We start from the raw sequence: 21,584 nt of genomic DNA, 5'->3' as shown, positions 1-21,584 counted from the left end.
AATGGCTGAACCTAATTACATGCGTCCTGAGTTAGTAGATATGCTTGATGTGTATCGGCTAACAAGCGATTGCTACGCAGGTGAAAAAGCAATCAAGCGGATTAGTACGTTTGCAAGTGGCTCACATGGAAACGGTGGCGGTGCGTCTTTTGCGTTTGGTGTTAGCCCTTATCTACCTGACCCATCACCTGCAAATGAAGATGAGTCAGTCAGACAAAAACGCTATCGTGATTATATTAACCGAGCAGTGTTTTATAACGTTACTCGCAGAACGGTTAAAGCAATGGTCGGTGCTGTGTTTGCTAAATATCCAGTATTTGAGTTAACAGGACTTGAGATATTAGAAACTGATGTCAACGGTGCAGGTCAGACACTAGCACAGCAAGCAAAAAAGGCTATGACTGAATGTTTGCTCAAAGGTCGTGGCGGATTGCTTGCAGATATGCCAATCAATCAAGGTGTGTCTAAAGCTGATATGGCTAAAAGTGGCATACGTCCAACTGTTAAATTGTACAAAGCTGAAAGCATTATTAACTGGCGGTTAAAGACAATAGGGGCAAATACTAAGTTATCTTTAATCGTGCTATCTGAGAGCTACGTTAAATCAGATAATGGCTACGAGGAAGAGTTAGGACAGCAGTTACTAGTGTTGCGACTCAACAAAGAAAACAAAGCAGAGTCTGAGATACTACGCAAAGATGATGGCGGTTGGGTATCGCAAGGTATTAACTTACTCACTGATCAAAGAGGGCAACCACTTGATGAGTTACCCTTTTATTTTTTTGGTGCTGATAACAATGATGCTGAGATTGACGACTCACCACTATATGATATTGCACAGCTAAACGTAGCCCATTTTAGAGACTCAGCAGACTATCAAGAGTCTAATTTTATAGCAGGTCAGCCTACACTTGTTGTATCAGGATTGACTCAGCAATGGGCTGATGAGGTGCTAACTAATGGCGTTTCTATCGGTGCTAGGTCGGGCTTGTTGTTGCCTGAGGGCGGTAATGCTCAATTGCTACAAGCACAAGCTAACAGCGTAAATATGGAGGCAATGAGGCACAAAGAACAGCAGATGACGGCATTGGGTGCAAAGCTGATTGAGCCAGCCGAACAAGCAAAAACTGCTACTGAGGCAAGTCACGACAATGCAGAGGAAACAAGCGTATTAACTAACATTGCCTACAACATATCAGATGCTTACACAAAGGCTGTGAAAGCTTGTGCTAGGTTTATGGGTGTTGATGATAGGGATTTGCTTGTAACGCTAAATACTCAGTTTAACTTTGCGAAAATGACACCTCAACAACGGCAACAGTTGGTTGCTGAATGGCAAGCGGGACTAATCACATTTGCCGAGGCAAGGGCGGCACTTGTTGAGGACGAGGTTGCAACCATTGAAAATCCCGAAGAAGCCAAGAGAGTAATTGAGCAGGAACAAGGGGCAATGCTTGACCAAACTAGGGCTGATGATAGGAGAATTGAGCAATGAGTATTGCTATAAAAATGTCAGATATGGGCGGTAAAATCAATCAAGGCAAATATCCTGATTTGATTGGTTGTTATTACCGATGCACCCCAAACAATGATGCGATAAGAGTTGAAAGGGGTAATAAGTTTTGCTTTATAACTCAAGATAGGTTTGAGTCATCAACCGAGAGTGAGCTTGTAGACTACATTAAGTCATCGCTAAATACAGGATAGTGTCATGACACCTGAGCAGTTTAACAAATGGCAACAATCGCAAGTCGATATCGCTCAAAAAGAGCATGAAAAACGGTTTTACGCTCACATAAACAGCTTGAGTGATGATTTAAAGCTAGCCTTAGCTTATATTGATGATTTATCAAAGCTCAGTAAAAGGGATATAGATAAACTCATTGAGCAAATGTTAAAAGCTCAAATTAAGAGGTACAGCAATGCTAAAGTTGAATATCTTATTTTGCTGTCTGCCCTTGCTGACTATATCAGTCAAACAGAGGCGTTAGGGCTAGGCATTAAGCCTGTAAAGGGTTTAATTGCTGATGCAGTATATTTGCCTATCCCTGCTTCAGGACTGCTATTAGATGAGCATATAGACAATCTAGTGTTATATAATAACAAGCGTCTGCATGATACTGTGCGTTTTGCATGGGCTAATAAACAGCCTGTTAATGAACTAAAAGACGTTATTGTAGGCACAGCAAAGGCAAGATATACAGACGGATTGATACATAAGCAAAAGCAGTCATCAAAGGCGATGATTGATACCGCCAATCAGCACGTTATGACCACAGCTAAGGGAGAAACATGGGCTGAGAATGGGTCGTATAAATACCGTATTTTAGCTACGTTAGACTACTCAACAACTGAGATATGTCGCCATGAAGATGGTAACTTATACGAGTGGGGCAAAGGCAAAGTACCTCCATTTCACTATTACTGCCGTAGTGTCATCATTCCTGAACTTGACGAGGGCTTTGAGTGGCTAAGAGCAGGTAGAACAAGAGCGTCTATGTATGGTCCTGTTGACGCAAATATACGCTACAGCGAGTGGATAAAAGACAATCCACCGCCTGAGGACTGGAAACCACCAAAACGTCCGAAAAGACGTAGACCAAAACCGAGTGAAGTTAAACAGATTGAGAGGGTGGAATGATGAGTTTATTGGATTTTATATTGTCACGTGATTCTTGGTTGATATTCCAAACAGTCATTATCTGCCAAACTGTCAATTATGTTTTGAGTAAGATTAACGAAAATAAACAGCTTAAAAATGAGCTTGCTAAGTATAAGGATAGTGAAAAATGATAGATGTTAAAAACAAAGACACAATGGCGAGTTTAAAAGGCTTGATGTCAGCATTGGCATCATTACCTGAGTCTCAACAAAAGATGCTTAAAGAGGCATCAAAAAAAGCCAATCGAACAATGACGCCTGAGGCACGCAAACAAGGTCAAGAGATTACTAGAGCTGTGTTTAACTCGATACTCGATGATGTGTTTGAGGAACAGAACAAAGAGGCTGAGATTGAGCTATAATAACTAAAACGATAGAGGGTTTAGTTATGGGAAAAACTATAAACATAAAAAATAAGGCTGAGTACACACGAAATCCTGAGCTAGAACAACAAACACTGAATCGCATTGTTGATGACTACATGAAAGCCAACAATATACCTGATAGCGAGCGTCCTAAGTTGATTAAAGATTGCTTAGAACGCCTTAACAAGGCAAGTGGTGATTGATATGACCGAACTACAAATGATTGAGCATCATATAAAACTTGCTGAAATGGTGTTAAGGCAATTGCGATTTATGCCAAGATATATTGACGAGTTTCATAAGGTGTTTTATGAGCTTGGTGAGCTTTGCAGGATTCGTGATGAGCTTTTAGAGGCTTAAATATCTAACACACAAACAACCGTAACCGCCTTAATGGCGGTTTTTTAATGGGTAGAATTTATGTCAGTAATAAAAATAGAAGACCATCAGCCGCATATAGTAATTGAGGCAAGCGATGGTGTTCATGTTGTACCAATTCCGCTTGTTCGTGATGTGATAAATGGTAGCAAACAATCAGAAGTATTAACCGAGCCACTGGTACAAGCAATATTAAAAGACTGGCTTGTGTCTGTGGGAGAAATTAAAGGTGATTTATGACAGACCAACAAATAGATGAGAAATACAGAAACAAGCCTGATGATATTAAGATTGGTAGTGTATGGCAACTTTTATCATCTGAAAGACTGTGCGTTATTGAGTCTATAGACGATGGGTGGGTGGTTAAGCAATACGTTGGAGACCATGGAATGAAACGCACAGGTGCAATGGATATACCTCAGTTTCTGAGTTTTTATAGGTTATTTTATACACCTGATAAATCAAACAAGCCCACCTAGTGTGGGTTTTTTAACACCTAATTTTTAACTAACGGCTCAGTGAGCCAAAACCATGAGGACGTTCCCATGTTGAAATTTAAGATTGCCCAAGCGGACTTTGACACTCTATCAGATGACCAAAAACAGCTATACAAGCAAGTCGGTGACGAGTTTGTACTAGAAGTAGATGGCGTACCTGACGAGAGCGAAATTGAACGCCTACGCAAACATAACGAAACCCTTTTAGCAGAAAAGAAAGCCAAAGCTGAGCAAGCAAAGCAAGCAGAAGCCGAACGCTTAAAGCTAGAAGAGGAAAACGCAAAGAAAAGCGGTGATGTTGAGGCTTTGGAAAAGTCCTATCAAGCAAAACTCGAGGCAAAGGAAAAAGAGATTAGCGAGCTAAAGCAACAGCGTGATACTGACTTGTTAGAGCGTGAATCTCATCGTATTGCAAGCGAGCTAACCGACAATCCCGCTAATCAAAAACTGTTACAGCGTTTTATACAAGACAAGCTGTCTGTCAGTGATGGACAGGTCAAAGCATTAGATGCAAACGGTCAGCCGATTAACCAAGTAGCTGATTTAGTCAATGAGTTCAAAACCTGTGGTGATTATGACGCATTGATAACAGGCACAAAGGCAAGCGGGACTGGTGGCAGTGGACAAAGTGGCTCAACAACCAAAGCGCCGAGCGAATACACAGAAGCAGAACGCTTGGCATTAGCACAAAGCAATCCTGAGCAATTTAAACAATTATTTCCTATTGAATGAGGTAACAAATGCAAGATTTAAGAGCAATTTTTAATCCTGACGTGATTAAAACATTCCAGGTTAAACAGCCACTAGAAAAGGCTAAATTTTGGCAATCAGGGGCTTTTACCTCTGATACTACTTTACGCCCTTTGCTAACCAGTGGCTCAAAGACATTCCAAGTTCCATATATCAATCCGATTGATGCGGATTTAGAGGCAAACTATAGCAACACTATCTTTACTGATATTGCCATGCCTCGTGAGATTTCAGCAGGCGCTACCAGTGGTCGTGCTGCTTACTTAAACGAGGGCTTTTTAGAGTCTAGTTTGCAGCGTTTCTTGTTGCAAAAATCACCATTGCAACTAATGGCTGGAATGATTGATGACTACTGGGCTAAACAAGCTGACAACCGAGCTATTGCTACGCTTATTGGTTTGCGTAACTATGACCAAGGTCAATCAGGCAAGCCTTTGACTACTGATATATCAAAAGCAACAGCAGACGCAGGCTCAGGCTTTGACGTTAACGCCTTTATTGACGCCGAGGGTACGCTTGACGAGGCATACCAAGGCGGTGGATTGATGATTGTACACCCATTAATTGCTACAAAAATGCGTAAACAGCAGTTGATTGAAAAATTAGCTACTACCGATAATCTGCCACCAGTTGAAACTTACAACGGTCGCCAAATTATCACATCAAAACGAGCCACAATGATTGGTAAAGGTGCAAATGCTAAATTTGTAACTTATCTGCTAGGTCGTGGTGCGTTTGCTGCTGACATGGTTCGTGGTAACAACGACTTAGAGCTTGAGCGTACCGCTGCTACTGGTAACGGTTCAGGTCATACGACTATGTGGACACGTAGAAATATGCTTATCCACCCGCAGGGCTTTAGCTTTATTGCAAAAGACAATCAGCTTACTGGTGGTACTAAAAACGAGGCATTGTCAGCAAGTTGGGAGGATTTGACCAACAAAGACTACTGGCAATTAGACGAAATCCCTGAGCGTGTCGCAATTCGTTTCCTAATCACAAACCTATAAGGAGCAAATCATGGGTTTACCAAAAGACAAAAAAGAGCCTGACTACAACTACACTTATCCGAGTGGGCGACCTTACTTTGATGAGTCAACCTCTACGCTCACTAAGGGCGTAGTGATTGATAACAGCAAATCAGGCGAAGATTACGGGATTAAAGACCCCGAAAAAACCAAAGCTAAAACCTAAACTTTAACTAATCAAACAGGACAATACCATGCTTACTGTGCAAACTAATGATGGCTTAATAAATGCTGACTCTTACGTGAGTGTTGACGAGTTTAACGAGTATGTGAGTAAGCGTGGCATTGATTTGACTAGCGATGCTGAGCCTTTGTTAATCAAAGCGATGGACTATATCGAGGCTAGACAATACAAGTCTAAGCCTATTAACGATAGTCAATTAACTGCATTTCCAAGAGATGGTTTTGGCATACCTAGAGCCATTAAGACAGCTCAAATGGTGCTTGCGACAATTGCAGATACTACATATTTAATGCCTAATATCTTGCCTACTGATAAAACAGTAGTGCAAGAAAAAGTAGACGTCATCAGCGTGACCTATGAGACGGCTAAAACCGAGGGCGGTTTGCCTGTGTTTAGTCAAGTAGATGCACTGCTGAAACCCTACCTTGCAAGTGGCGGTTATGGTTTAAATATTCCTGTGCGTAGGGGTTAAATGGTATAATTAGCTTATGTTTATAAGGGGGTTAGTATGATGAATATAAATAATACACAGGTAATGGCAGAGATGCAAAAGAGCCTTGATGCAGGCTATAAAATTGAATGTATGGAAGTAAGCCCTGAGCTATTTATCGCACTACAAAAGCAAGCTAGCGAGACTAAATGCACAACTATTAATCCTCACCTTGCATTAGCAAATATGTTTAATGGAATTAAGGTTAAAGTTAATCCAAGTCTTAAAAACGCATTTAGATTTGAGTTATCAAGAGAAAATCCTAAACCTGTGAAAATGCCTACAGTGTAAATAAAACAAGCAACAAGCCCTGCCATTGAGCAGGGTTTTTTAATGGGTGAATACTTTCCCATAGGAGGAAATATGATTGTACTAGATATCGAAACATTAGATAACAAAGGTGATAGCTGTCATTCAGTGTGGAACGGCTCAAAAGGCAAGATTTTTTTAGATGATGTCGAAGTGCAAAAAGCTGTTTACTGTAATGTTGATAGGGGCGTTGTGATTGCCTACAAGACGGATTTATCAGGTGTACCTATTATCGTAAATAACGGTTTTGTTTACGAAATGAAATTTGGCAAAGTTAGATTTGAGCCGAAAGAGAGTAAATGAATATGAGCTTTTACGAAAACATGGCAAATACTGCTTATCGCTTGATAGCAGACAAAGGCACTGATTGCACGATTACTAACAGTAGCTCAGGCGGTGGATTTGACCCTGATACAGGTATGCCGATTGATGATGTGGTGGCAACCACACAAACTGGAAAATGTGTTGTGCTTAACTACTCAAAAGACCTTGTTAATATGGCTGATACGCTCATAGAACAGGGCGATAAGCGTATTTTATTGTCTGCTAAAGGTATTAGCCTTGATAACCTTAACGGCACACTAACGGCTTTAGGACACACGTTTACGATAGTCAATGTTAAAGAAATCAATCCTGCTGGCACAGCAGTCATTTACGAGGTGCAAGGACGTGAGTAACAACACTTTTGCTTTAGATATAAGTCGGTTTACTGAGAATACGATTAGAGATATTAAGAAACTGCGAAAAGAGGTACAAAAAGAATTAGCAGGTTCAATTATCAGTGATACGCCTGTTGATACGGGGCTTGCACGTAGTAACTGGATAGCGTCAAAAGATGCCCCTGCTAATTACTCCATGCCTTTGGCGACATCAAGCGGTAATCCTGTAGCAGAGGCTCAATCCAAGGCGTTTGGCGAAGATGGTAAGTTTTACTTAGTTAACAATGTTGATTATGTCTATTACCTAGAGTTTGGACATAGTAGCCAAGCACCGCAGGGCATGGCTCGTAAAAACATGCAACGAGTGACAGACAACTTGAGGGCGCAATATGGCTGATGACTTACTGCTACAACACTACATAAGTGGGCGTTTTGGTGTACCTGTGGCTTTACCTAATCACTCCTTTGACCCTAAAAGTATGGCTTTGTGGGCAAAGATTAATGATATGCCCAACCGCTCACGTAGAGCCAATCTGTGCGATGTGCAGAATAACGGTATCTTGCAGATAACTCTATTTTGTCCTGTTGATACCAAGACAGATATTATTGATGCTAAAGCAGAGCAAATTATTAGCCATTTTGGGGTAGAGGTACAGCACAAAATGGGTGACAAATCGCTGTATGTGATGAGTAGCTATAAATCTCAGGGCAGACCGAGCGGTAAATGGTACATGCTACCAGTCACTATTGAATATCAGATTATTTAAAAAGTTTTATCAGTTTGGGTTGTTAAGTCTCTCACCTGCTTAACAGCCCTTTTTTTATTCAGGTGAGAATATGAATAGGTGAAAAGCTATGCAAGAACAAACTTTAGTATTTATCGACAATGAGCAAGTACAAACAACCTCAGAAATTGTGGCTTTGTATTTTGGTAAACGTCATGCCGATGTGTTGCGAGATATTCGCAATCTTGATTGCTCAGAGGGCTTTCGTGAACGCAATTTTGCTCACACATTGAAAACAGGGGTGTCAGGTGCTGTTCAGCGTGAGTTGCCATAATACAAAATCACAAAAGATGGTTTTATGTATCTATGTATGGGCTATACAGGTGAAAAGGCAGCCGAGATTAAAGAGTCTTATATTGAGGCATTTAATAAAATGTATGAGGCTTTACAAACACGCCATAACAGTCTACAGGCTCAGTATAACAAGGCATGGCTTGAGTATGAGTTAGCCAGTGCTAAAGCCAGTGAGGCAGGACGAGCATTAAGTATTTTAGGAAAGAAAATTAAACCTGCTTGTAAGCAACAACTAGAAGATATACACCGACAAATACAGCCAAACTTAGAATTGGTTAGTTAGCAATATCAAATCAACCACAGCCACCTTATCGGTGGCTTTTTTTATGGAGTAATGAAATGAAAAAACTCTTATCCGCAGGCACAGTTGTGGAACTAGGCACGACAAAAGCCGAAAACTTAGACGGCATCGCATCTGCTCAGTTTACTGACATTAGTTGTGCTTTAACTGGTCTCTCAACTGAGTCAAGCGAAAATGAGCAAATTGATGTAACTACCCTTTGTCAAACCTACTCGAAAGAGTATTTAGATGGTCTCAAAGATGCTGACACCGCCTCATCTGACGCATTTTTTAACCCATCATCTGATGAGGGCAAAGCGTTAATGGCTGCCGCCGTAGCTAAAGAAAAACGCATCTTACGAGTCACATTTACGGACGGCTCAAAGTGGGCTTGTCTGTGTCGTGTGCAGCCTTTTGGCTTTAATACAAACGTGGGCGATGCTGTCAAAACAACACTTAATTTTAAACTCTCTGGTGAGCCAGAAATCACAACCGCATAGGAGAAACAACAATGGATTTAGCACAATTAAAAAGCACTGATAACAGTAAATTTACCAGTGACACTACGTTTCAGGCAGTACACCCTGTATCAGGTGATAACAGTCTGACTATCACTATCAAGTCGGCACGTAATCCAGCCATCAGAGGTAAGTTAGCTAAACTTATGACCCAGTTGACTGCTGAGCAAGCAAAGCTCAACAAAACTACTGTGACTGATGAGCAAGCAGACGGCATCACAGCCAAGATTGACGCTTTAAACCGAGAAGTCGCAAGTCTTGTATTTGTTAAGTTTGACGGTCTGATGGACGGTGATAAACCTGTGAAGTGTACTGATGAGATGAAAAAATATCTTATCGATAACTTTGCATGGCTGTGTGAGCAAATCGTTGAAAACTCAGCGAGTCAACAGGCTTTTTTTACGAAGTAGAGCATCAGTTATTAAAACAAACCGCACGGTACTGGCAAATCCGAAAGCCTGATAAAAATGGCGGTTGCATACTAAACGATGCCTATAATTTTATGACAAGGACAGGCGAAGTGATGGATTGTTTAGACAATCCGCCTACTGTGCCTGACCTTTTTGAACATGCGTGGTCATGGTTTTTAGATTTAAACGAGCAACGCCAAGAAATGCGCAGGTTATCGTGGTCAGATATGAGGGCGTACTTTGATTTTGTCGGAGTGCGTCCGAGTATGTGGGACGTTGAAATAATACAGATGCTTGATAGGCAATTTTTAGAAATAATGCTTAATGATGATGCCGAGACAGTGTCAACAGCTATATAAAGCAAAACCCCGAGACTGTGGCGGTCATCGGGGTTTTTGTTTATCAACCCTTAGAACAGGTAAAGGTCAATAACTATGAGAAAGTATAGCAAAACAGAGGTATCTATGCACGCAAAAGATGGAATTAAGCTAAAAGGCGAATTATCGCCTTGGATTAGATTTTGTATTGGCATGGGAATTTTGTTTTTAACAGCATCCCCATTTATATTGGCGATTAAGTGGTGGTGATATGACAGAGTTTGAGCAAAAGTTACTCAAGGCGTTAGATAAGCTGTCTGGGTGGCTTGCATGGATTGCATTATGGTTGTTTTTTCTTATGTTGAGCCAATGTGTTAAATTTAACTAATTGCCCAAATCTCACCAGTGGGTTATAGTTTGTTAAAAAGCAATGAGCATCATCATGAGAAAACTAAGCATAGCGTTACTACTCACATTATCGGGCTGTCAACAAACACCAGTTGATGACTTTGTAAAAGTCAGCCAAGCAAGCTGGACAGCGAACACACCTTACCCATTTACCACAGATGGAGAGATTACTTGCGTACGTGATGCAGTGTACTTTTATCCTGACGATACAGCTAATGATGAGTCACAAGTGGGACAACCGCTTAATGACGAGGCTGTTGAGCTTAATAAAAAGGCTGGGCTGACAGCAACAGTGCCGAACTCTATTAAAGGCTCTTTAAGTGATGCAGATATTCAGATTCTTTTAGGGATGTGTCCAAATATATGAATAAGATAAAGAGCATTTTACTATCATCTATCGCATGGTTTTGGGGTGTAACCTTTGCCTTATTTGGTTTTGTTGCTATCTTTAAAGAGGGGTTTATTGTTGGATTGCTCATGTTTTTGGGAGGATTGGCATTGTTGCCACCAATCAAAAAAATAATTATCCAAAAAATTCCTAATTTAAATAGAGCAAAGCTAACAGTCGCTGGTTCAGTAATGGTGTTTGCTTCTATGTTTGGATTTTCTCCACCAGAGGATGAGATGCAAACCACTGAGGTTGTCGCTACAACAGATGCTAACATAGTAACTGATGAAAATCCGTGGGATAAAGAGATTGTGCCAGCTACTCCGCCTGTTGATAATCAACCACAAGCTTTATTGAGTGTGCAAGAGGCTCAGAGTGTTGAGCCAGTAGCAAAGCCTGAGCCTGCACCCGAGCCAGAACCTGAGGTTAAGCCTGAGCCATCGCCTGTTGTCGTAGAGAGTAAGCCAAAACCAACCCCTAAGCCTCAACCAGTTAAAACAGCGCCATCTAGCAATAACTGTGCAGGATTGCCTAGACGCTGTAGTGATATGTCGTCATGCGAGCAGGCATACCAAGCGTTAAGATGTGGTAATACTCGTTTAGATAGAGACCGTGACGGCATACCATGTGAGAGTATTTGCTAGTTTAATTTTGATAATAAGGATTTGTAATGAGTGCATCGAACGATAAAGCAAAAAAGGCGGTTGTAGGGTTTGTTATAATCGTTATCATTTTTGCCCTTGCTACTTGCGGTAAAGATAAAGAGCCTGATGAGGTTGCACAGCCTGTAACCACAGAACAAGTAGCAAGTGAGCCTGTGGTAGATAGTGAGCGTTGGTATGTTGGCGACACATCAGGGCTAAAAACTATTGAAGACTGGATAAATGCTGACGACAAAACTAAGTTAGTTTATTGTGCTGACGTGATTGTTACTGCTCATAAAAACGACTTTATAAAGATAAATGCTAATAGCATTGATGATTACAAGCCTTATGCAGAAGATTTGATGAAACAGCTTAATGATTTTTCACAACATGTAGATGCTAATATTAAGCAACAGCCATTAAAAGACACAACTGCTATGATTATGTTGATGATGTGGAAGAAATAAAAACTCTTATCTCTATCTATTGTTTATGAGGTGTTAAAATGAATTTTAATAAGGCAATATATGCAGTGTTTTCTGTTTTTTTAATAGCTGGCTGTTCTAGCGAGCCGAATTACTTCGTTGGGAATCTTACAGAAGTAGAGGCTTTGACTAACTGCCAATTAAAGATACAGAAAGAGTTGAAAAACCCACGTTCTATGGATATAGAGCATTCAGGCATTCAGTATTTAACACCGCCTGAGAAGCCAAATCACGAGATATGGTTTCAGTTTTATGCTCAAAATAGCTTTGGTGCGGATGTTTTTCATACAGCAATGTGTGGCTATGATACTGATGGCAATATAATAGAAGTAAGGTATGAGCAAAACAGATAAAATAAGTTGAGTAGCTAGAACCCACTTGCTTAAGTGGGTTTTTTGTTGTCTAGTCGTTATCTTCTTCTTCACTATAATATTTTAGCAACAAAATGCTTTTGGATAGTTCATTGAGCTGTTCTTGTATATAGGAAAAGCTAGGAGGAGTAGTAATTACTTGAAGCTCAGGATTTTCATCAGCATGAAAGCTTTTTTCAAGGCGAGCAATAATATCAGAGTTCATTGAGCGGTTATAACTCTCTGAGGATTCTCTAATTTTCTCCCTAAGTTCGGGGGATAGTCTTAGTTGAAACTGTACTGTTTTATGTCTATCACTCATATAGCACCCTAGTATCATTATGCGATAAATTGTATTGACAATCATATCATGTGGATATATGATTTCATATCATATCATGTGGGTATGATAAATTGAAAACAAGCAAGGAGTAATGAAATGCGAGGTAAACAGGTCAATGTTCGAATAGAAGAGTCGTTATATGAATGGCTTAAGAAAAAAGCCGAGAAGGAGCGTCGCTCAATGACATCTCAGTTAAACATCATACTAGAAAAGGAGAAAGCTAATGCTACCGCTTGAATTAGTGTCAATTGAAGATGAGATTCCTATGACTAACTCACTAAAAGTTGCCAAGTTTTTTGGAAAGCGTCATAGCGATGTTTTAAGTAAAATAAACTCAATAGATTGTTCAGAAGAATTTAGCAAACGGAATTTTACGTTGGCTAATTATCATGATGAACAAGGCAAGCCTAGGTGCATGTTTCAGATGACTAAAGATGGTTTTATGTTTTTGGTTATGGGCTTTACAGGTAAAAAAGCTGCTAGATTAAAAGAGGCTTATATTAATGAATTCAATCGTATGAGCAATATACTTAATCAGCGTCAAAATAGCTTAATGTATCAATATAACAAAATTATTATTGCTTATGATAATGCTTCTCTGAACGCAAGTAATGCTGGTAGAGCCTTGGCTGTTTTGGGTAAGCGAGTAAAGCCTGAGTTACAAGAAAGATTGGAGAAGTTAGAAGCACAAATGCAGTTAGTATTAAATTTTGACAATGAAAAAGCAGACCACACCGACCAAAGTGAAATGTCTGCTTTGCTTAAACCCTAATCAAAAGGAATAAACATGAATAGTTTATCATTAAGTTTCAACGAAGTAAATTTAAACCCTGTTGACCGCAAAGATGGTCAAATTTGGCTAACGTCTGCTGAGCTATCCAAGGCATTAGGATATGCAGATATTCGCTCTATTACCAACATTTTCAACAGAAATAAAGATGAGTTTACTGGCAAGATGACCGAGGTAATCAATTTGATTACCTCGAATAATCTCAAGCGTTCCATGCGAATTTTTAGCTTACGCGGTTGTCATTTAATAGCCATGTTTGCTAAGACAGATATTGCTAAAGAATTTCGCAAATGGGTGTTAGATATTTTAGACAAAGAAACTCGCACAGACAGCAAGCAACGTGAATGTCTAATCACAGCTTGCGATAAGTTAGCAGTAGGCAATACTCTACGCAGTGATGTTTATACAATGGTTGCCAATCATTTTGGTTATGAGAAAGTGACACAGATACCAGCACCACTTTTGCCAGAAGCTGTGGCTTTTGTTTATGGTGAAATATTGGCTAGGCAAAAGTATGAAAGTAAGTCAAAAACAGACTGCAAGCTAAATGATGTTTTAGCAAATGCTTATAATGACAATAGATGTTATTTAGATTTGATTAAGCGCTTTAAGTCACTATCATTTATTGATAACGAAAAAGCGAAACTTAAATTTGAGAATGTGCTACAGCATTGCAGAGAGATAACCAGCTATGCAGATAGCAATAATCTTTTGACAGCGTCAGGTAAGCCTGTATTTGAAGCTGTCGGTAATGAATATAGAGTAAACCATAGTACAGGCACATATATTTACGCCAAGTAATACAGATATTTTTTAATAAAACCCTCAACTGGCAACGGTTGGGGGTTTTTTAATGCCCGAGATTTGAGGTCAACATGGATATAGCAAGCTTAGTAGTTGAAGTTACAAATAGGGGCTTAGAAGCCACTAATAGAGGGCTTGATAATCTTAGTCGTAGAGCAAGAAGTGCAGAAAGCTCTGTTAGTTCGTTTAATGATAAGTTCTCAGGACTTCGCAATGCTGCGCTAGGAATGGGGGCTGTTCTTAGTGGTGTGTTGTACACCTCAATTAACGCAGCCACAGGTTTTGAGTCTGCGATGGCCGATGTTAAAAAAGTTGTAGATTTTGAAAGCCCTCAGGGTTTGCAAGATATGCGGAATGACTTGTTACAACTGTCTAAAGAAATCCCAATTTCTGCTGAGGGTTTGGCGCAAATAGCGGCGGCGGCAGGTCAAAGTGGTATTGCTGCCAATGAGATAACAAGATTCACAGAATCAGCAGCCAAAATGGGGACAGCATTTGATATATCAGCAGAAGAAGCGGGTCAGGCAATGGCTGAGATGCGTGTAGCTTTTGGGTTTACACAGGATGAAGTCGAAACACTAGCAGATAAGATTAACTATCTTGGTAATACTACGCCTAACGCAGCAGCTAAATTGACTACTATTGTCCAGCGCATCGGTTCACTAGGTAAGATTTCAGGTGTTAGTGCAGACCAATTAGCCGCAATGGGTGCAAGCATCACATCATTAGAGCCAGAAGTGGTTGCTACTGGTCTTAAAAACATGATGATTAACATGACTCGTGGTGATGCAGCTACTAAATCAATGAGAGCAGCATGGCAAGATTTAGGTTTTACGGCTGAGGGCGTGGCTAAGGGAATGCAGGAAGACAGTAGAGCTATGATTGATGCAGTCTTAGAGGCTATTAACAAACTGCCTAAAGACCAGCAAACATCATATATCAACACTCTGTTTGGAGCTGAGGCATTGCCAGTAGTTGCACAACTTGCAACTAATACAGATGCTTTAGCTACAAACTTAAATGCAATGGGTGATGCTTCTAAGTACGCAGGTTCTGCACAAGCAGAATATCAAGCTCGTAGTGAAACTACAGCCAACCAAATGGAGTTGTTAAAAAATAACGTTAACAAAGCAAGTATAGCTATTGGTCAAGCCTTGCTGCCTGCATTAAATAATATTGTTGAAAAAGTCATACCTGTTGTTAATGCTGTGGGAGAGTGGGCGGATAAAAACCCTGAATTAGTAACTCAAATAGTTGCTGTTACAGGTGCTGTTACGGGTGCAATATTAGCTATATCAGGAATAGGTCTAGCTGTTAGCGGTGTTTTAAGTGCAATGCAAGGATTTTCTGCCATATTTGGTGTAGCCAGAACGGCAGTTTTAGCGCTAAGCAACCCTATTGGTCTGGCTGTTTTGGCTATTGGGGCGTTGGTTGTAGCAGGGGTGTATTTGTATCAAAATTGGGATGAAATTAGTGCAAAAGCTAAAGAAATATGGGCAAATATCAGTGATGCAATTGGCGGCACTATCTATGAGATAGTTGAAGATTTTAACGGCATGATTGATTCGGTCAATGAATGGTCTGCAAATGTTGTTAATAGTGTTAAAAATGCCTTTTCTAGCATGTCTGATACAGCAAGTGCTATGTCATCTAATGTTGTTGATACAGTGTCTGATAGATGGGAGTCATTAAAGACAGCTACACAGTCAGTATTCGAGTCATTGCCACAGCCAGTACAGGCTGGTCTTGGCGCAATCAAAGATTATGTTGATATTCATCTTGGATTAGTAAAAACACTTTTTAGCACAGCATGGAATGTTATTAAATCTGCTTTGCGTGGAGATATGGAGGGAGTCAAGAGTGCTATATCAAATGGCTTAGCTCAAGCGGTATCTATTGTCAATGAAAAAGCACAGGCTATCTTACAGGCGTTTAAATCCATCACAGGCAAAATGCTACAAATCGGTAAAGATATTGTGCAGGGCTTGGTTGATGGTATAAAAGGTGGTGCTAACAGGGTAATAGATGCCGCTAAAAGTTTGGCATCTGCTGTACCAGATTGGGTGAAAAAAGTCTTAGACATACACTCACCCTCACGAGTAACTCATAAACTAGGCCTACACACAGCGGAGGGTATGGCTCAAGGCATAAGAAGAGGCTCAAGGCAAGTACAAACAGAAGCACAGCGCATGGCAGAACAAGCTGTCAAATCTGTAACAGATGCTATTGCAACGCTTAAAAAAGAAATCGCATTGTTTGGTAATGACTCGTTAGTAGCCTCATTTGACTATGATGTATCAGTTGGCAAGTTTGCGGGCGTACCGCAGTCGTTGCTTGACACTAACAGAGCTTTGTTAAAGCAAAAAGAGCAAATGATTGCACTGGATAAAGAGCAATCAGAGCTTGACAGACAACGTGAACAAGAGATTGCACGTATTAATCAAGCTAATAAAAGCGTGACTAATAGCATTGCTGACTTAAATAAACAGATAGCATTATTTGGCAATGATAGCCCCCTTAACTCTCTGATTTACGACTTGCAAAACACTAGCAAGTATGCTGATGTCAGTGCTAAAAACATCAAGAAATTAACAGAAAGCACTGCGAGACTACAAGCACTCAACGAGCAACAGAGCATCAATGATGCGTTTAGTAATTTGCAAGGCGAATTGTTTCAGCAGTCACCTTTAGAAAAGCTTGAATTTGAGTATCAAAACAAACTGGCAATTATTGATGAGTTTGAGCAGAAATTTACTGACCAGAAGCAAAAAGCAAATGACGCAAGACTTGCGCTAGATGCTGAGTACGCTAAAAAGCATCAAGAAATACTGTCAGTCGGCTATCAAAACACCTTTGATACTGTGACAGGACTGATGGGGTTGTTTGCGGGTAAGCAATCAGCAACATACAAAGGCATGTTAATCATATCAAAGCTTTACGCTCAAAGAGAGGCTTTGATAAATAGCTGGGTGGCAATTTCCAAGGCATGGGCATCTGCACCATTCCCCTACAATTTACCATCTGTCGCTATTGCTACGGCAAAAACTGGCATTATCCCGACCATTATTAACTCAATAAGCCCCGCTATCGGTCAAGCTCATGACGGCATCATGTCTGTACCAAAAAGCGGTACTTGGAACTTGGAAAAAGGCGAGCGAGTGTTGCCAAAGCATACCGCAAAAGCGATGGATAAAAAATTGGCTGAATCTAACGGTGTAAGTGTTAATGTCGAAGTTAAAAACTACTCATCTGCTACGGTCGAGACTCAAAAAGACGAGAGGGGTAATATCTTTATGATAATAAGAGATGAGGTTAAGCGTGGGTTTGCTAATCTCTCAAATCCTAATAGCTTTGAGAGCAAACAAGTTGGCAGAAACTTTAAAGCCCCAAGGAATAGATAATGGATATAGACGACTTACCAAGACTAATCCTATGCCCACTTAGAGACAGCTATAACCCCACACTGGGCAATGATGTGATTACTACTCAATACGAGAACGGCATGCCACGTCAACGCTTGGCAGGGATTGGTAGACCTCATCGAACGCCTGTAGCATTTAGACATAAAGCAATACACCAAGACTATTTGCTGGCGTTTTGGCGATTGTACCGAGCTAAACCGTTTGCTATGCGCTTAATCTTAGATAGTACCGACTTACAGTGGTATGAGTGCCGATTTGTTGGCGATGCTCAGATAAAAGACCTAGGTAATAAAGTTTTTGAGTTTGCTATTGAGATTGTCGCTAAGCCTAAACCGTTAAATCTAAAAGTAGATGAGGCGGTTATATGGGCTTATGGTCAAACAGACGGGGATTTATCCTCGTTTTTTAATCCATTAGAAAAACTGGTCAATGAAGATTTACCTAATGCAGTGAGGGAATTGCATGCCTGATTATAATTATTGGCTGAGCGGTCAGCCTGATGACGTGAGATTGGTCTGTATCGAAGTTTATCACCCTGCATGGTCAAAAGTATATCAGATGGTGCAAAACCACGCAGACGGCATCACAGTGACGCATGAGGACGGTACGCAACATCACTACGAGTATGTGCCAGTGACAACTCAGAAAGGTAGCAATAGCGATGATTTAGACCAAGAAATAACCATAGCTGTAGGCGATTTGGGCGAGGAATTTCCGCTTGAATTAGACCGTATGCGAGCAAGTGACGCATCACACATCAAGCCAATGCTAAATTACCGTGAATACAATTTAAGTGACTTGTCTAAACCTCAGTTAACTATCAAAAACCTAGAAGTCACAGACTATGAGCCAAAAAAAGAAGGTGCAGTGTTTTTGTGTAGAGCAAGACAAATGAATCTAACAAAGACGGGTGAAACCTACAATTTAGATGACTTTCCCACGTTGCGAGGGTTTGTGTGATGTGGGAATCAGTCAAATATGACGCTGACAGTTATTGCTGTGAGCATTTTTTAGTAGATGCGTACCGACACTATACCGATATTGATTTAACCCCAAAGCTCCTAACTAGGGGCTTTTTTAATGTCCGAAATCTACGCAACTTTAAACAAGTGAGTGAGCCAAGGCAGTACACAATCGTACTTTTACGCAGTCGTGGCAAAGCACATGTGGGATTGTGGGTAAATGGTCGGGTGTTGCATTTAGATAATAAAGGTGTGGTATGGCAATCGCTAGATATTGTCAAACAAGGATTTGAGAGGGTTTTATTTTATGAAATTGTTTAGACATCCTGTAGAGTTAATCGTTATCAGAGATATTTTTAATCCTGCTGATAATCTTGATATTTACAATGGATACGACCTCGAAACCCTCATAAAACAAGCATTTGACAGCGTACCATCTGATAATGTGCGCTTTTATCATAACAATCTGTTAAATGAGGTTTTTGAGCCAAGCGAGCGTAAAAACACCAGTAAAATCAAAGGTTTTTGCAAGTTAAAAGGGCGTGTGTATGCGGTGATTAAGCCGATGGGAATCGGTGCGTTTATTGCTTATGCAGTAGTTACGGCAATAGTTGGATATGCTGTATCATTATTGACTCCCAAAATGCCATCTGTACCAAGTCAAAACCAGCCACCATCGCCAAACAACGCCCTAGCGCAACGGATAAATAGCCAGCGTTTGGGCGGTCGAATAGCTGATATCTTTGGTACGATTTGGTCTGTACCTGATTTGATTGCGCCTAGTTACTCCGTTTATGTTAATCATAAAGAGGTTGAGTATAGCTATATGTGCATAGGTCGGGGTAAGTTTAACGTGACCAAAGCAGTAGATGATACAACGCCCATCAATCAGGTTTTTGGTAGTAGCGTATTAGTTTTTGACCCAGATACTGGACTTGATGACAACCCTAAATATCAGTTTGGGTCATCATTTACGCCCGATGAGGCAGAGTTGTCAAGGCTGGCAGTTAAGCGCTATACATCAGTAAACGGACAACTATTACCGCCAACTGATAACTACTTGAGCGTAGATAAAACAGTATTTAGAGCGCCTAATATCATTGAGTCGTTAGAGTTTGATTTTAGTGACCACTTTAAATCTGGGGATAAATTAACTGTTGAGCTAGCTGATAATTTGGAGTCTGCAAACGGAGTTACTGAGAGCCAACCCAGTTCTGGTAATACAGGGGAAAATCAGGAAGCTATTGAAGTGCCCGTTAAATACAACTTAAACGGAATTTATACAATAGAGAGCATAAACGGAAATCAAATCATACTTAGTGAGCCAGAATACGTTAATGCTGACTGGCAAAAAATCATAGACAATGCTGATGCGACGACTGACAAAAAAATCACGATGTCAACGCAATTAGATAGCCTGTGGCAAGGATGGTTTTATACAAATCAAACTGACCACGATATAGTGATGATTAATCTTGTTGCAAGACAAGGACTGTATATCACAAACGGACAAAGCTATGAGCCGATAGGCATACAAGTAGAGATAGAGAGCGAGCTTGTTGACTCGAGCAACAATGCAATATCAGACACTCTACAAACTGACACGCATACAATTTACAGTCCACATTATAAAAAATATGCAAAAAATCGTACAGTTTGGAGATATAACAACCATTTTTGGTCTAGAGCATCAACAACAAATACAGAAGTAGCTGAGAGTGCCGCGATTACAATAATGCTTAACAATAGTCATATGCAAAAAGGCGCAAGGCTAAGATTTAGAATTAGGCGCAAGCATAGTAGCATTTGGTTTGCGGGAACATATACCGCAGCGCAAGAGTTGCGAATAGAAGACTTTTACAGCGCTAGACGTATGAGCAGTGATGATTATCCGCGCGGTGTTACTACTGTTTACTCTAAAACTCTGGCGACCGAGGGTGCGTCATCACTTAAAGAGAGAAAGCTAAAACTGCTTGTACAGCGCTATGTTAATAGCATTACTGATAATGAGTTGACGCTATCTAATCGAGCAGATGACATTATTTATCATGTTGCTAAAGATGCAAAAATCGGCAATTTGACAGATGCTCAGATTGATAGAGAGCAGATAAAATCTGAGATTGACGAGATTATTAGTTATTTTGGTACTGACAAATGTGCAGAGTTTTGTCACACGTTTGATGACAATAATTTATCAGCGGAGGAAACAATACAGCTAATCGCACGAGCCGTATTTAGTCAAGCCAAACGACAGGGTAATAAAATCATGATTGATTTTGAACGTCAAATCCCTGCATCGGTTGCCGTATTTAATAGCAACAACATATTGCCTGACACATTTACAAAGTCCGAGCAATTCGGCGTAAATAAAGACTATGACGGAGTAAAAGTCGAATACACAGACCCTATTGACGATGCGATTGTGAGCTTATTTTACCCAAACAAAGCCATAGCAAATCCACATGAGGATAAGCTCACAGGAGTACGAAACAAAATACAAGCACACTTACACATGATGCGAATCTATAATCGTGACCGATATGCTTATAAATCATGCGAATTTACAGCAGGCGATGAGTCAAATATTGTCGTGCGTACAAATAGAGTGACTGTTGCTGACCAACTCAGAGCTGATGTACAACAGGGTAGCGTGGAATCTATCGAGACAATCGGTAGTGATGTTGTGCTACACACGAGTGAGTCAGTTAATCTTGATGACAGCCCACACACGCTATTTATACAGACTATCAATAATGGTGTGGAGTCTATCGCAGTGACTGCTAGAGATGACTATAGCGTTAAACTTGCGAGGCTACCTAGCGGTGAGATAAGCACAAGTTGGGATAGTGTAGTACAAGCTGTGTATCAGATAGTTAGAGAGCAGGATAGTAACAGAGATGCTTATTTAGTGACGCAAAAAGACCCAAGCGAGGGCATGACAAACCACTTAACTTGTATTAACTATGATGATAGGTACTATCAAAACGATAGTGACTATAAGAACAATCTAATCAATCTCAACCCAACAACCTAACCACATTCAATAACCCAGCCCCTCAAACG

The 21,584-nt window shown here is 40.4% G+C and carries 35 protein-coding genes and 1 pseudogene; 35 read left to right on the top strand and 1 reads right to left on the bottom strand.

The genetic code is table 11. From position 1 onward, the window contains the following. Nucleotide 1 precedes the first annotated feature (1 nt). The 27 genes and pseudogenes from FHK88_RS09030 to FHK88_RS08900 all read left to right on the top strand — a co-directional run bounded on the left by FHK88_RS09030 (nucleotide 2) and on the right by FHK88_RS08900 (nucleotide 12,203). Nucleotides 2–1,495, top strand: coding sequence for a DUF4055 domain-containing protein (locus tag FHK88_RS09030; RefSeq protein ID WP_227430413.1), 1,494 nt, complete (start codon nucleotides 2–4; stop codon nucleotides 1,493–1,495). Next, nucleotides 1,492–1,707 (top strand): hypothetical protein, encoded by a 216-nt coding sequence (locus tag FHK88_RS09025; protein WP_227430412.1) that lies wholly within the window; start codon nucleotides 1,492–1,494, stop codon nucleotides 1,705–1,707. Before FHK88_RS09030 ends, FHK88_RS09025 begins: the two co-directional genes overlap by 4 nt. Nucleotides 1,708–1,711: 4 nt before the next feature. Further along, the gene (locus FHK88_RS09020; protein WP_227430411.1) at nucleotides 1,712–2,641 is read left to right on the top strand and encodes a minor capsid protein; all 930 of its coding nucleotides are present in this window, start codon (nucleotides 1,712–1,714) and stop codon (nucleotides 2,639–2,641) included. A 148-nt stretch (nucleotides 2,642–2,789) separates the two neighbouring features. Further along, nucleotides 2,790–3,023, top strand: a complete 234-nt coding sequence (locus tag FHK88_RS09015; protein WP_227430410.1) for a hypothetical protein — start codon at nucleotides 2,790–2,792, stop codon at nucleotides 3,021–3,023. A gap of 26 nt (nucleotides 3,024–3,049) precedes the next feature. Continuing rightward, the gene (locus FHK88_RS09010) at nucleotides 3,050–3,229 is read left to right on the top strand and encodes a hypothetical protein (protein ID WP_227430409.1); all 180 of its coding nucleotides are present in this window, start codon (nucleotides 3,050–3,052) and stop codon (nucleotides 3,227–3,229) included. A gap of 1 nt (nucleotide 3,230) precedes the next feature. Then, nucleotides 3,231–3,386 (top strand): hypothetical protein, encoded by a 156-nt coding sequence (locus tag FHK88_RS09005; RefSeq protein WP_227430408.1) that lies wholly within the window; start codon nucleotides 3,231–3,233, stop codon nucleotides 3,384–3,386. A gap of 60 nt (nucleotides 3,387–3,446) precedes the next feature. Next, complete coding sequence (locus FHK88_RS09000; protein ID WP_227430407.1) at nucleotides 3,447–3,644, top strand: hypothetical protein; 198 nt, start codon at nucleotides 3,447–3,449, stop codon at nucleotides 3,642–3,644. Continuing rightward, the gene (locus FHK88_RS08995) at nucleotides 3,641–3,883 is read left to right on the top strand and encodes a hypothetical protein (protein ID WP_227430406.1); all 243 of its coding nucleotides are present in this window, start codon (nucleotides 3,641–3,643) and stop codon (nucleotides 3,881–3,883) included. Before FHK88_RS09000 ends, FHK88_RS08995 begins: the two co-directional genes overlap by 4 nt. 66 nt (nucleotides 3,884–3,949) lie before the next feature. Next, the gene (locus tag FHK88_RS08990; protein WP_227430405.1) at nucleotides 3,950–4,633 is read left to right on the top strand and encodes a hypothetical protein; all 684 of its coding nucleotides are present in this window, start codon (nucleotides 3,950–3,952) and stop codon (nucleotides 4,631–4,633) included. 8 nt (nucleotides 4,634–4,641) lie between these two features. Then, entirely contained in the window at nucleotides 4,642–5,661 is a 1,020-nt protein-coding gene (locus tag FHK88_RS08985) for a hypothetical protein (RefSeq protein WP_227430404.1), read from the top strand. A gap of 10 nt (nucleotides 5,662–5,671) precedes the next feature. Further along, a complete protein-coding gene (locus FHK88_RS08980) occupies nucleotides 5,672–5,845 on the top strand; it encodes a hypothetical protein (RefSeq protein ID WP_227430403.1) in 174 nt (57 codons plus the stop codon). Between the two features lie 28 nt (nucleotides 5,846–5,873). Continuing rightward, entirely contained in the window at nucleotides 5,874–6,335 is a 462-nt protein-coding gene (locus tag FHK88_RS08975) for a DnaT-like ssDNA-binding protein (RefSeq protein ID WP_227430402.1), read from the top strand. A 36-nt stretch (nucleotides 6,336–6,371) separates the two neighbouring features. Continuing rightward, nucleotides 6,372–6,644 (top strand): hypothetical protein, encoded by a 273-nt coding sequence (locus FHK88_RS08970; RefSeq protein WP_227430401.1) that lies wholly within the window; start codon nucleotides 6,372–6,374, stop codon nucleotides 6,642–6,644. A gap of 72 nt (nucleotides 6,645–6,716) precedes the next feature. Further along, nucleotides 6,717–6,965 carry a hypothetical protein gene (locus FHK88_RS08965; protein ID WP_227430400.1) on the top strand — a complete coding sequence of 83 codons (249 nt, stop codon included), beginning with the start codon at nucleotides 6,717–6,719 and terminating at the stop codon, nucleotides 6,963–6,965. Then, nucleotides 6,962–7,339 carry a hypothetical protein gene (locus tag FHK88_RS08960; protein ID WP_227430399.1) on the top strand — a complete coding sequence of 126 codons (378 nt, stop codon included), beginning with the start codon at nucleotides 6,962–6,964 and terminating at the stop codon, nucleotides 7,337–7,339. Before FHK88_RS08965 ends, FHK88_RS08960 begins: the two co-directional genes overlap by 4 nt. Beyond that, nucleotides 7,332–7,718, top strand: coding sequence for an HK97 gp10 family phage protein (locus FHK88_RS08955; RefSeq protein WP_227430398.1), 387 nt, complete (start codon nucleotides 7,332–7,334; stop codon nucleotides 7,716–7,718). Before FHK88_RS08960 ends, FHK88_RS08955 begins: the two co-directional genes overlap by 8 nt. Then, nucleotides 7,711–8,088, top strand: a complete 378-nt coding sequence (locus FHK88_RS08950) for a phage tail terminator-like protein (protein ID WP_227430397.1) — start codon at nucleotides 7,711–7,713, stop codon at nucleotides 8,086–8,088. The genes FHK88_RS08955 and FHK88_RS08950 overlap by 8 nt, the downstream gene beginning before the upstream one ends. Nucleotides 8,089–8,176: 88 nt before the next feature. Further along, nucleotides 8,177–8,470 (top strand): annotated as a pseudogene (locus FHK88_RS08945) (Rha family transcriptional regulator); the annotation flags it as partial. Nucleotides 8,471–8,479: 9 nt separating this feature from the next. After that, on the top strand, nucleotides 8,480–8,683 hold the full coding sequence (locus tag FHK88_RS08940) for a hypothetical protein (protein ID WP_227430549.1): 204 nt from the start codon (nucleotides 8,480–8,482) through the stop codon (nucleotides 8,681–8,683). A gap of 56 nt (nucleotides 8,684–8,739) precedes the next feature. Then, entirely contained in the window at nucleotides 8,740–9,180 is a 441-nt protein-coding gene (locus FHK88_RS08935; RefSeq protein WP_227430396.1) for a phage tail tube protein, read from the top strand. Nucleotides 9,181–9,191: 11 nt separating this feature from the next. Next, on the top strand, nucleotides 9,192–9,608 hold the full coding sequence (locus tag FHK88_RS08930) for a hypothetical protein (protein WP_227430395.1): 417 nt from the start codon (nucleotides 9,192–9,194) through the stop codon (nucleotides 9,606–9,608). Between the two features lie 110 nt (nucleotides 9,609–9,718). Then, entirely contained in the window at nucleotides 9,719–9,967 is a 249-nt protein-coding gene (locus FHK88_RS08925; protein WP_227430394.1) for a hypothetical protein, read from the top strand. 75 nt (nucleotides 9,968–10,042) lie between these two features. After that, on the top strand, nucleotides 10,043–10,195 hold the full coding sequence (locus FHK88_RS08920; protein WP_227430393.1) for a hypothetical protein: 153 nt from the start codon (nucleotides 10,043–10,045) through the stop codon (nucleotides 10,193–10,195). 172 nt (nucleotides 10,196–10,367) lie between these two features. Next, nucleotides 10,368–10,700, top strand: a complete 333-nt coding sequence (locus FHK88_RS08915) for a hypothetical protein (RefSeq protein WP_227430392.1) — start codon at nucleotides 10,368–10,370, stop codon at nucleotides 10,698–10,700. Further along, nucleotides 10,697–11,365 (top strand): excalibur calcium-binding domain-containing protein, encoded by a 669-nt coding sequence (locus FHK88_RS08910; RefSeq protein ID WP_227430391.1) that lies wholly within the window; start codon nucleotides 10,697–10,699, stop codon nucleotides 11,363–11,365. Before FHK88_RS08915 ends, FHK88_RS08910 begins: the two co-directional genes overlap by 4 nt. A gap of 26 nt (nucleotides 11,366–11,391) precedes the next feature. Then, complete coding sequence (locus FHK88_RS08905) at nucleotides 11,392–11,832, top strand: hypothetical protein (protein ID WP_227430390.1); 441 nt, start codon at nucleotides 11,392–11,394, stop codon at nucleotides 11,830–11,832. 38 nt (nucleotides 11,833–11,870) lie between these two features. Further along, entirely contained in the window at nucleotides 11,871–12,203 is a 333-nt protein-coding gene (locus FHK88_RS08900; protein WP_227430389.1) for a hypothetical protein, read from the top strand. Between the two features lie 49 nt (nucleotides 12,204–12,252). Here FHK88_RS08900 and FHK88_RS08895 read toward each other — a convergent pair whose 3' ends face one another. Then, nucleotides 12,253–12,522, bottom strand: coding sequence for an Arc family DNA-binding protein (locus FHK88_RS08895; protein ID WP_227430388.1), 270 nt, complete (start codon nucleotides 12,520–12,522; stop codon nucleotides 12,253–12,255). 117 nt (nucleotides 12,523–12,639) lie between these two features. Here FHK88_RS08895 and FHK88_RS08890 point away from each other — a divergent pair, with 117 nt between their 5' ends. From FHK88_RS08890 to FHK88_RS08855, 8 genes are all read left to right on the top strand, one after another. After that, entirely contained in the window at nucleotides 12,640–12,780 is a 141-nt protein-coding gene (locus FHK88_RS08890; protein ID WP_227430387.1) for an Arc family DNA-binding protein, read from the top strand. After that, the gene (locus FHK88_RS08885; protein WP_227430386.1) at nucleotides 12,767–13,315 is read left to right on the top strand and encodes a Rha family transcriptional regulator; all 549 of its coding nucleotides are present in this window, start codon (nucleotides 12,767–12,769) and stop codon (nucleotides 13,313–13,315) included. The genes FHK88_RS08890 and FHK88_RS08885 overlap by 14 nt, the downstream gene beginning before the upstream one ends. Nucleotides 13,316–13,330: 15 nt before the next feature. Further along, nucleotides 13,331–14,134 (top strand): Bro-N domain-containing protein, encoded by an 804-nt coding sequence (locus FHK88_RS08880; RefSeq protein ID WP_227430385.1) that lies wholly within the window; start codon nucleotides 13,331–13,333, stop codon nucleotides 14,132–14,134. A 74-nt stretch (nucleotides 14,135–14,208) separates the two neighbouring features. Continuing rightward, entirely contained in the window at nucleotides 14,209–17,538 is a 3,330-nt protein-coding gene (locus FHK88_RS08875; RefSeq protein WP_227430384.1) for a phage tail tape measure protein, read from the top strand. After that, nucleotides 17,538–18,029, top strand: a complete 492-nt coding sequence (locus tag FHK88_RS08870; RefSeq protein ID WP_227430383.1) for a hypothetical protein — start codon at nucleotides 17,538–17,540, stop codon at nucleotides 18,027–18,029. The genes FHK88_RS08875 and FHK88_RS08870 overlap by 1 nt, the downstream gene beginning before the upstream one ends. After that, nucleotides 18,022–18,519, top strand: a complete 498-nt coding sequence (locus tag FHK88_RS08865; protein ID WP_227430382.1) for a DUF1833 family protein — start codon at nucleotides 18,022–18,024, stop codon at nucleotides 18,517–18,519. Before FHK88_RS08870 ends, FHK88_RS08865 begins: the two co-directional genes overlap by 8 nt. Then, the gene (locus FHK88_RS08860; RefSeq protein ID WP_227430381.1) at nucleotides 18,519–18,842 is read left to right on the top strand and encodes a hypothetical protein; all 324 of its coding nucleotides are present in this window, start codon (nucleotides 18,519–18,521) and stop codon (nucleotides 18,840–18,842) included. The genes FHK88_RS08865 and FHK88_RS08860 overlap by 1 nt, the downstream gene beginning before the upstream one ends. Continuing rightward, nucleotides 18,829–21,555 (top strand): host specificity factor TipJ family phage tail protein, encoded by a 2,727-nt coding sequence (locus tag FHK88_RS08855; RefSeq protein WP_227430380.1) that lies wholly within the window; start codon nucleotides 18,829–18,831, stop codon nucleotides 21,553–21,555. Before FHK88_RS08860 ends, FHK88_RS08855 begins: the two co-directional genes overlap by 14 nt. The last annotated feature ends 29 nt before the right edge of the window (nucleotides 21,556–21,584 follow it).

This window comes from Psychrobacter sp. I-STPA6b (genome assembly GCF_020662265.1).
Classification (GTDB): Bacteria; Pseudomonadota; Gammaproteobacteria; order Pseudomonadales; family Moraxellaceae; genus Psychrobacter.
This window is presented reverse-complemented; position numbering and strand designations above follow the sequence as displayed.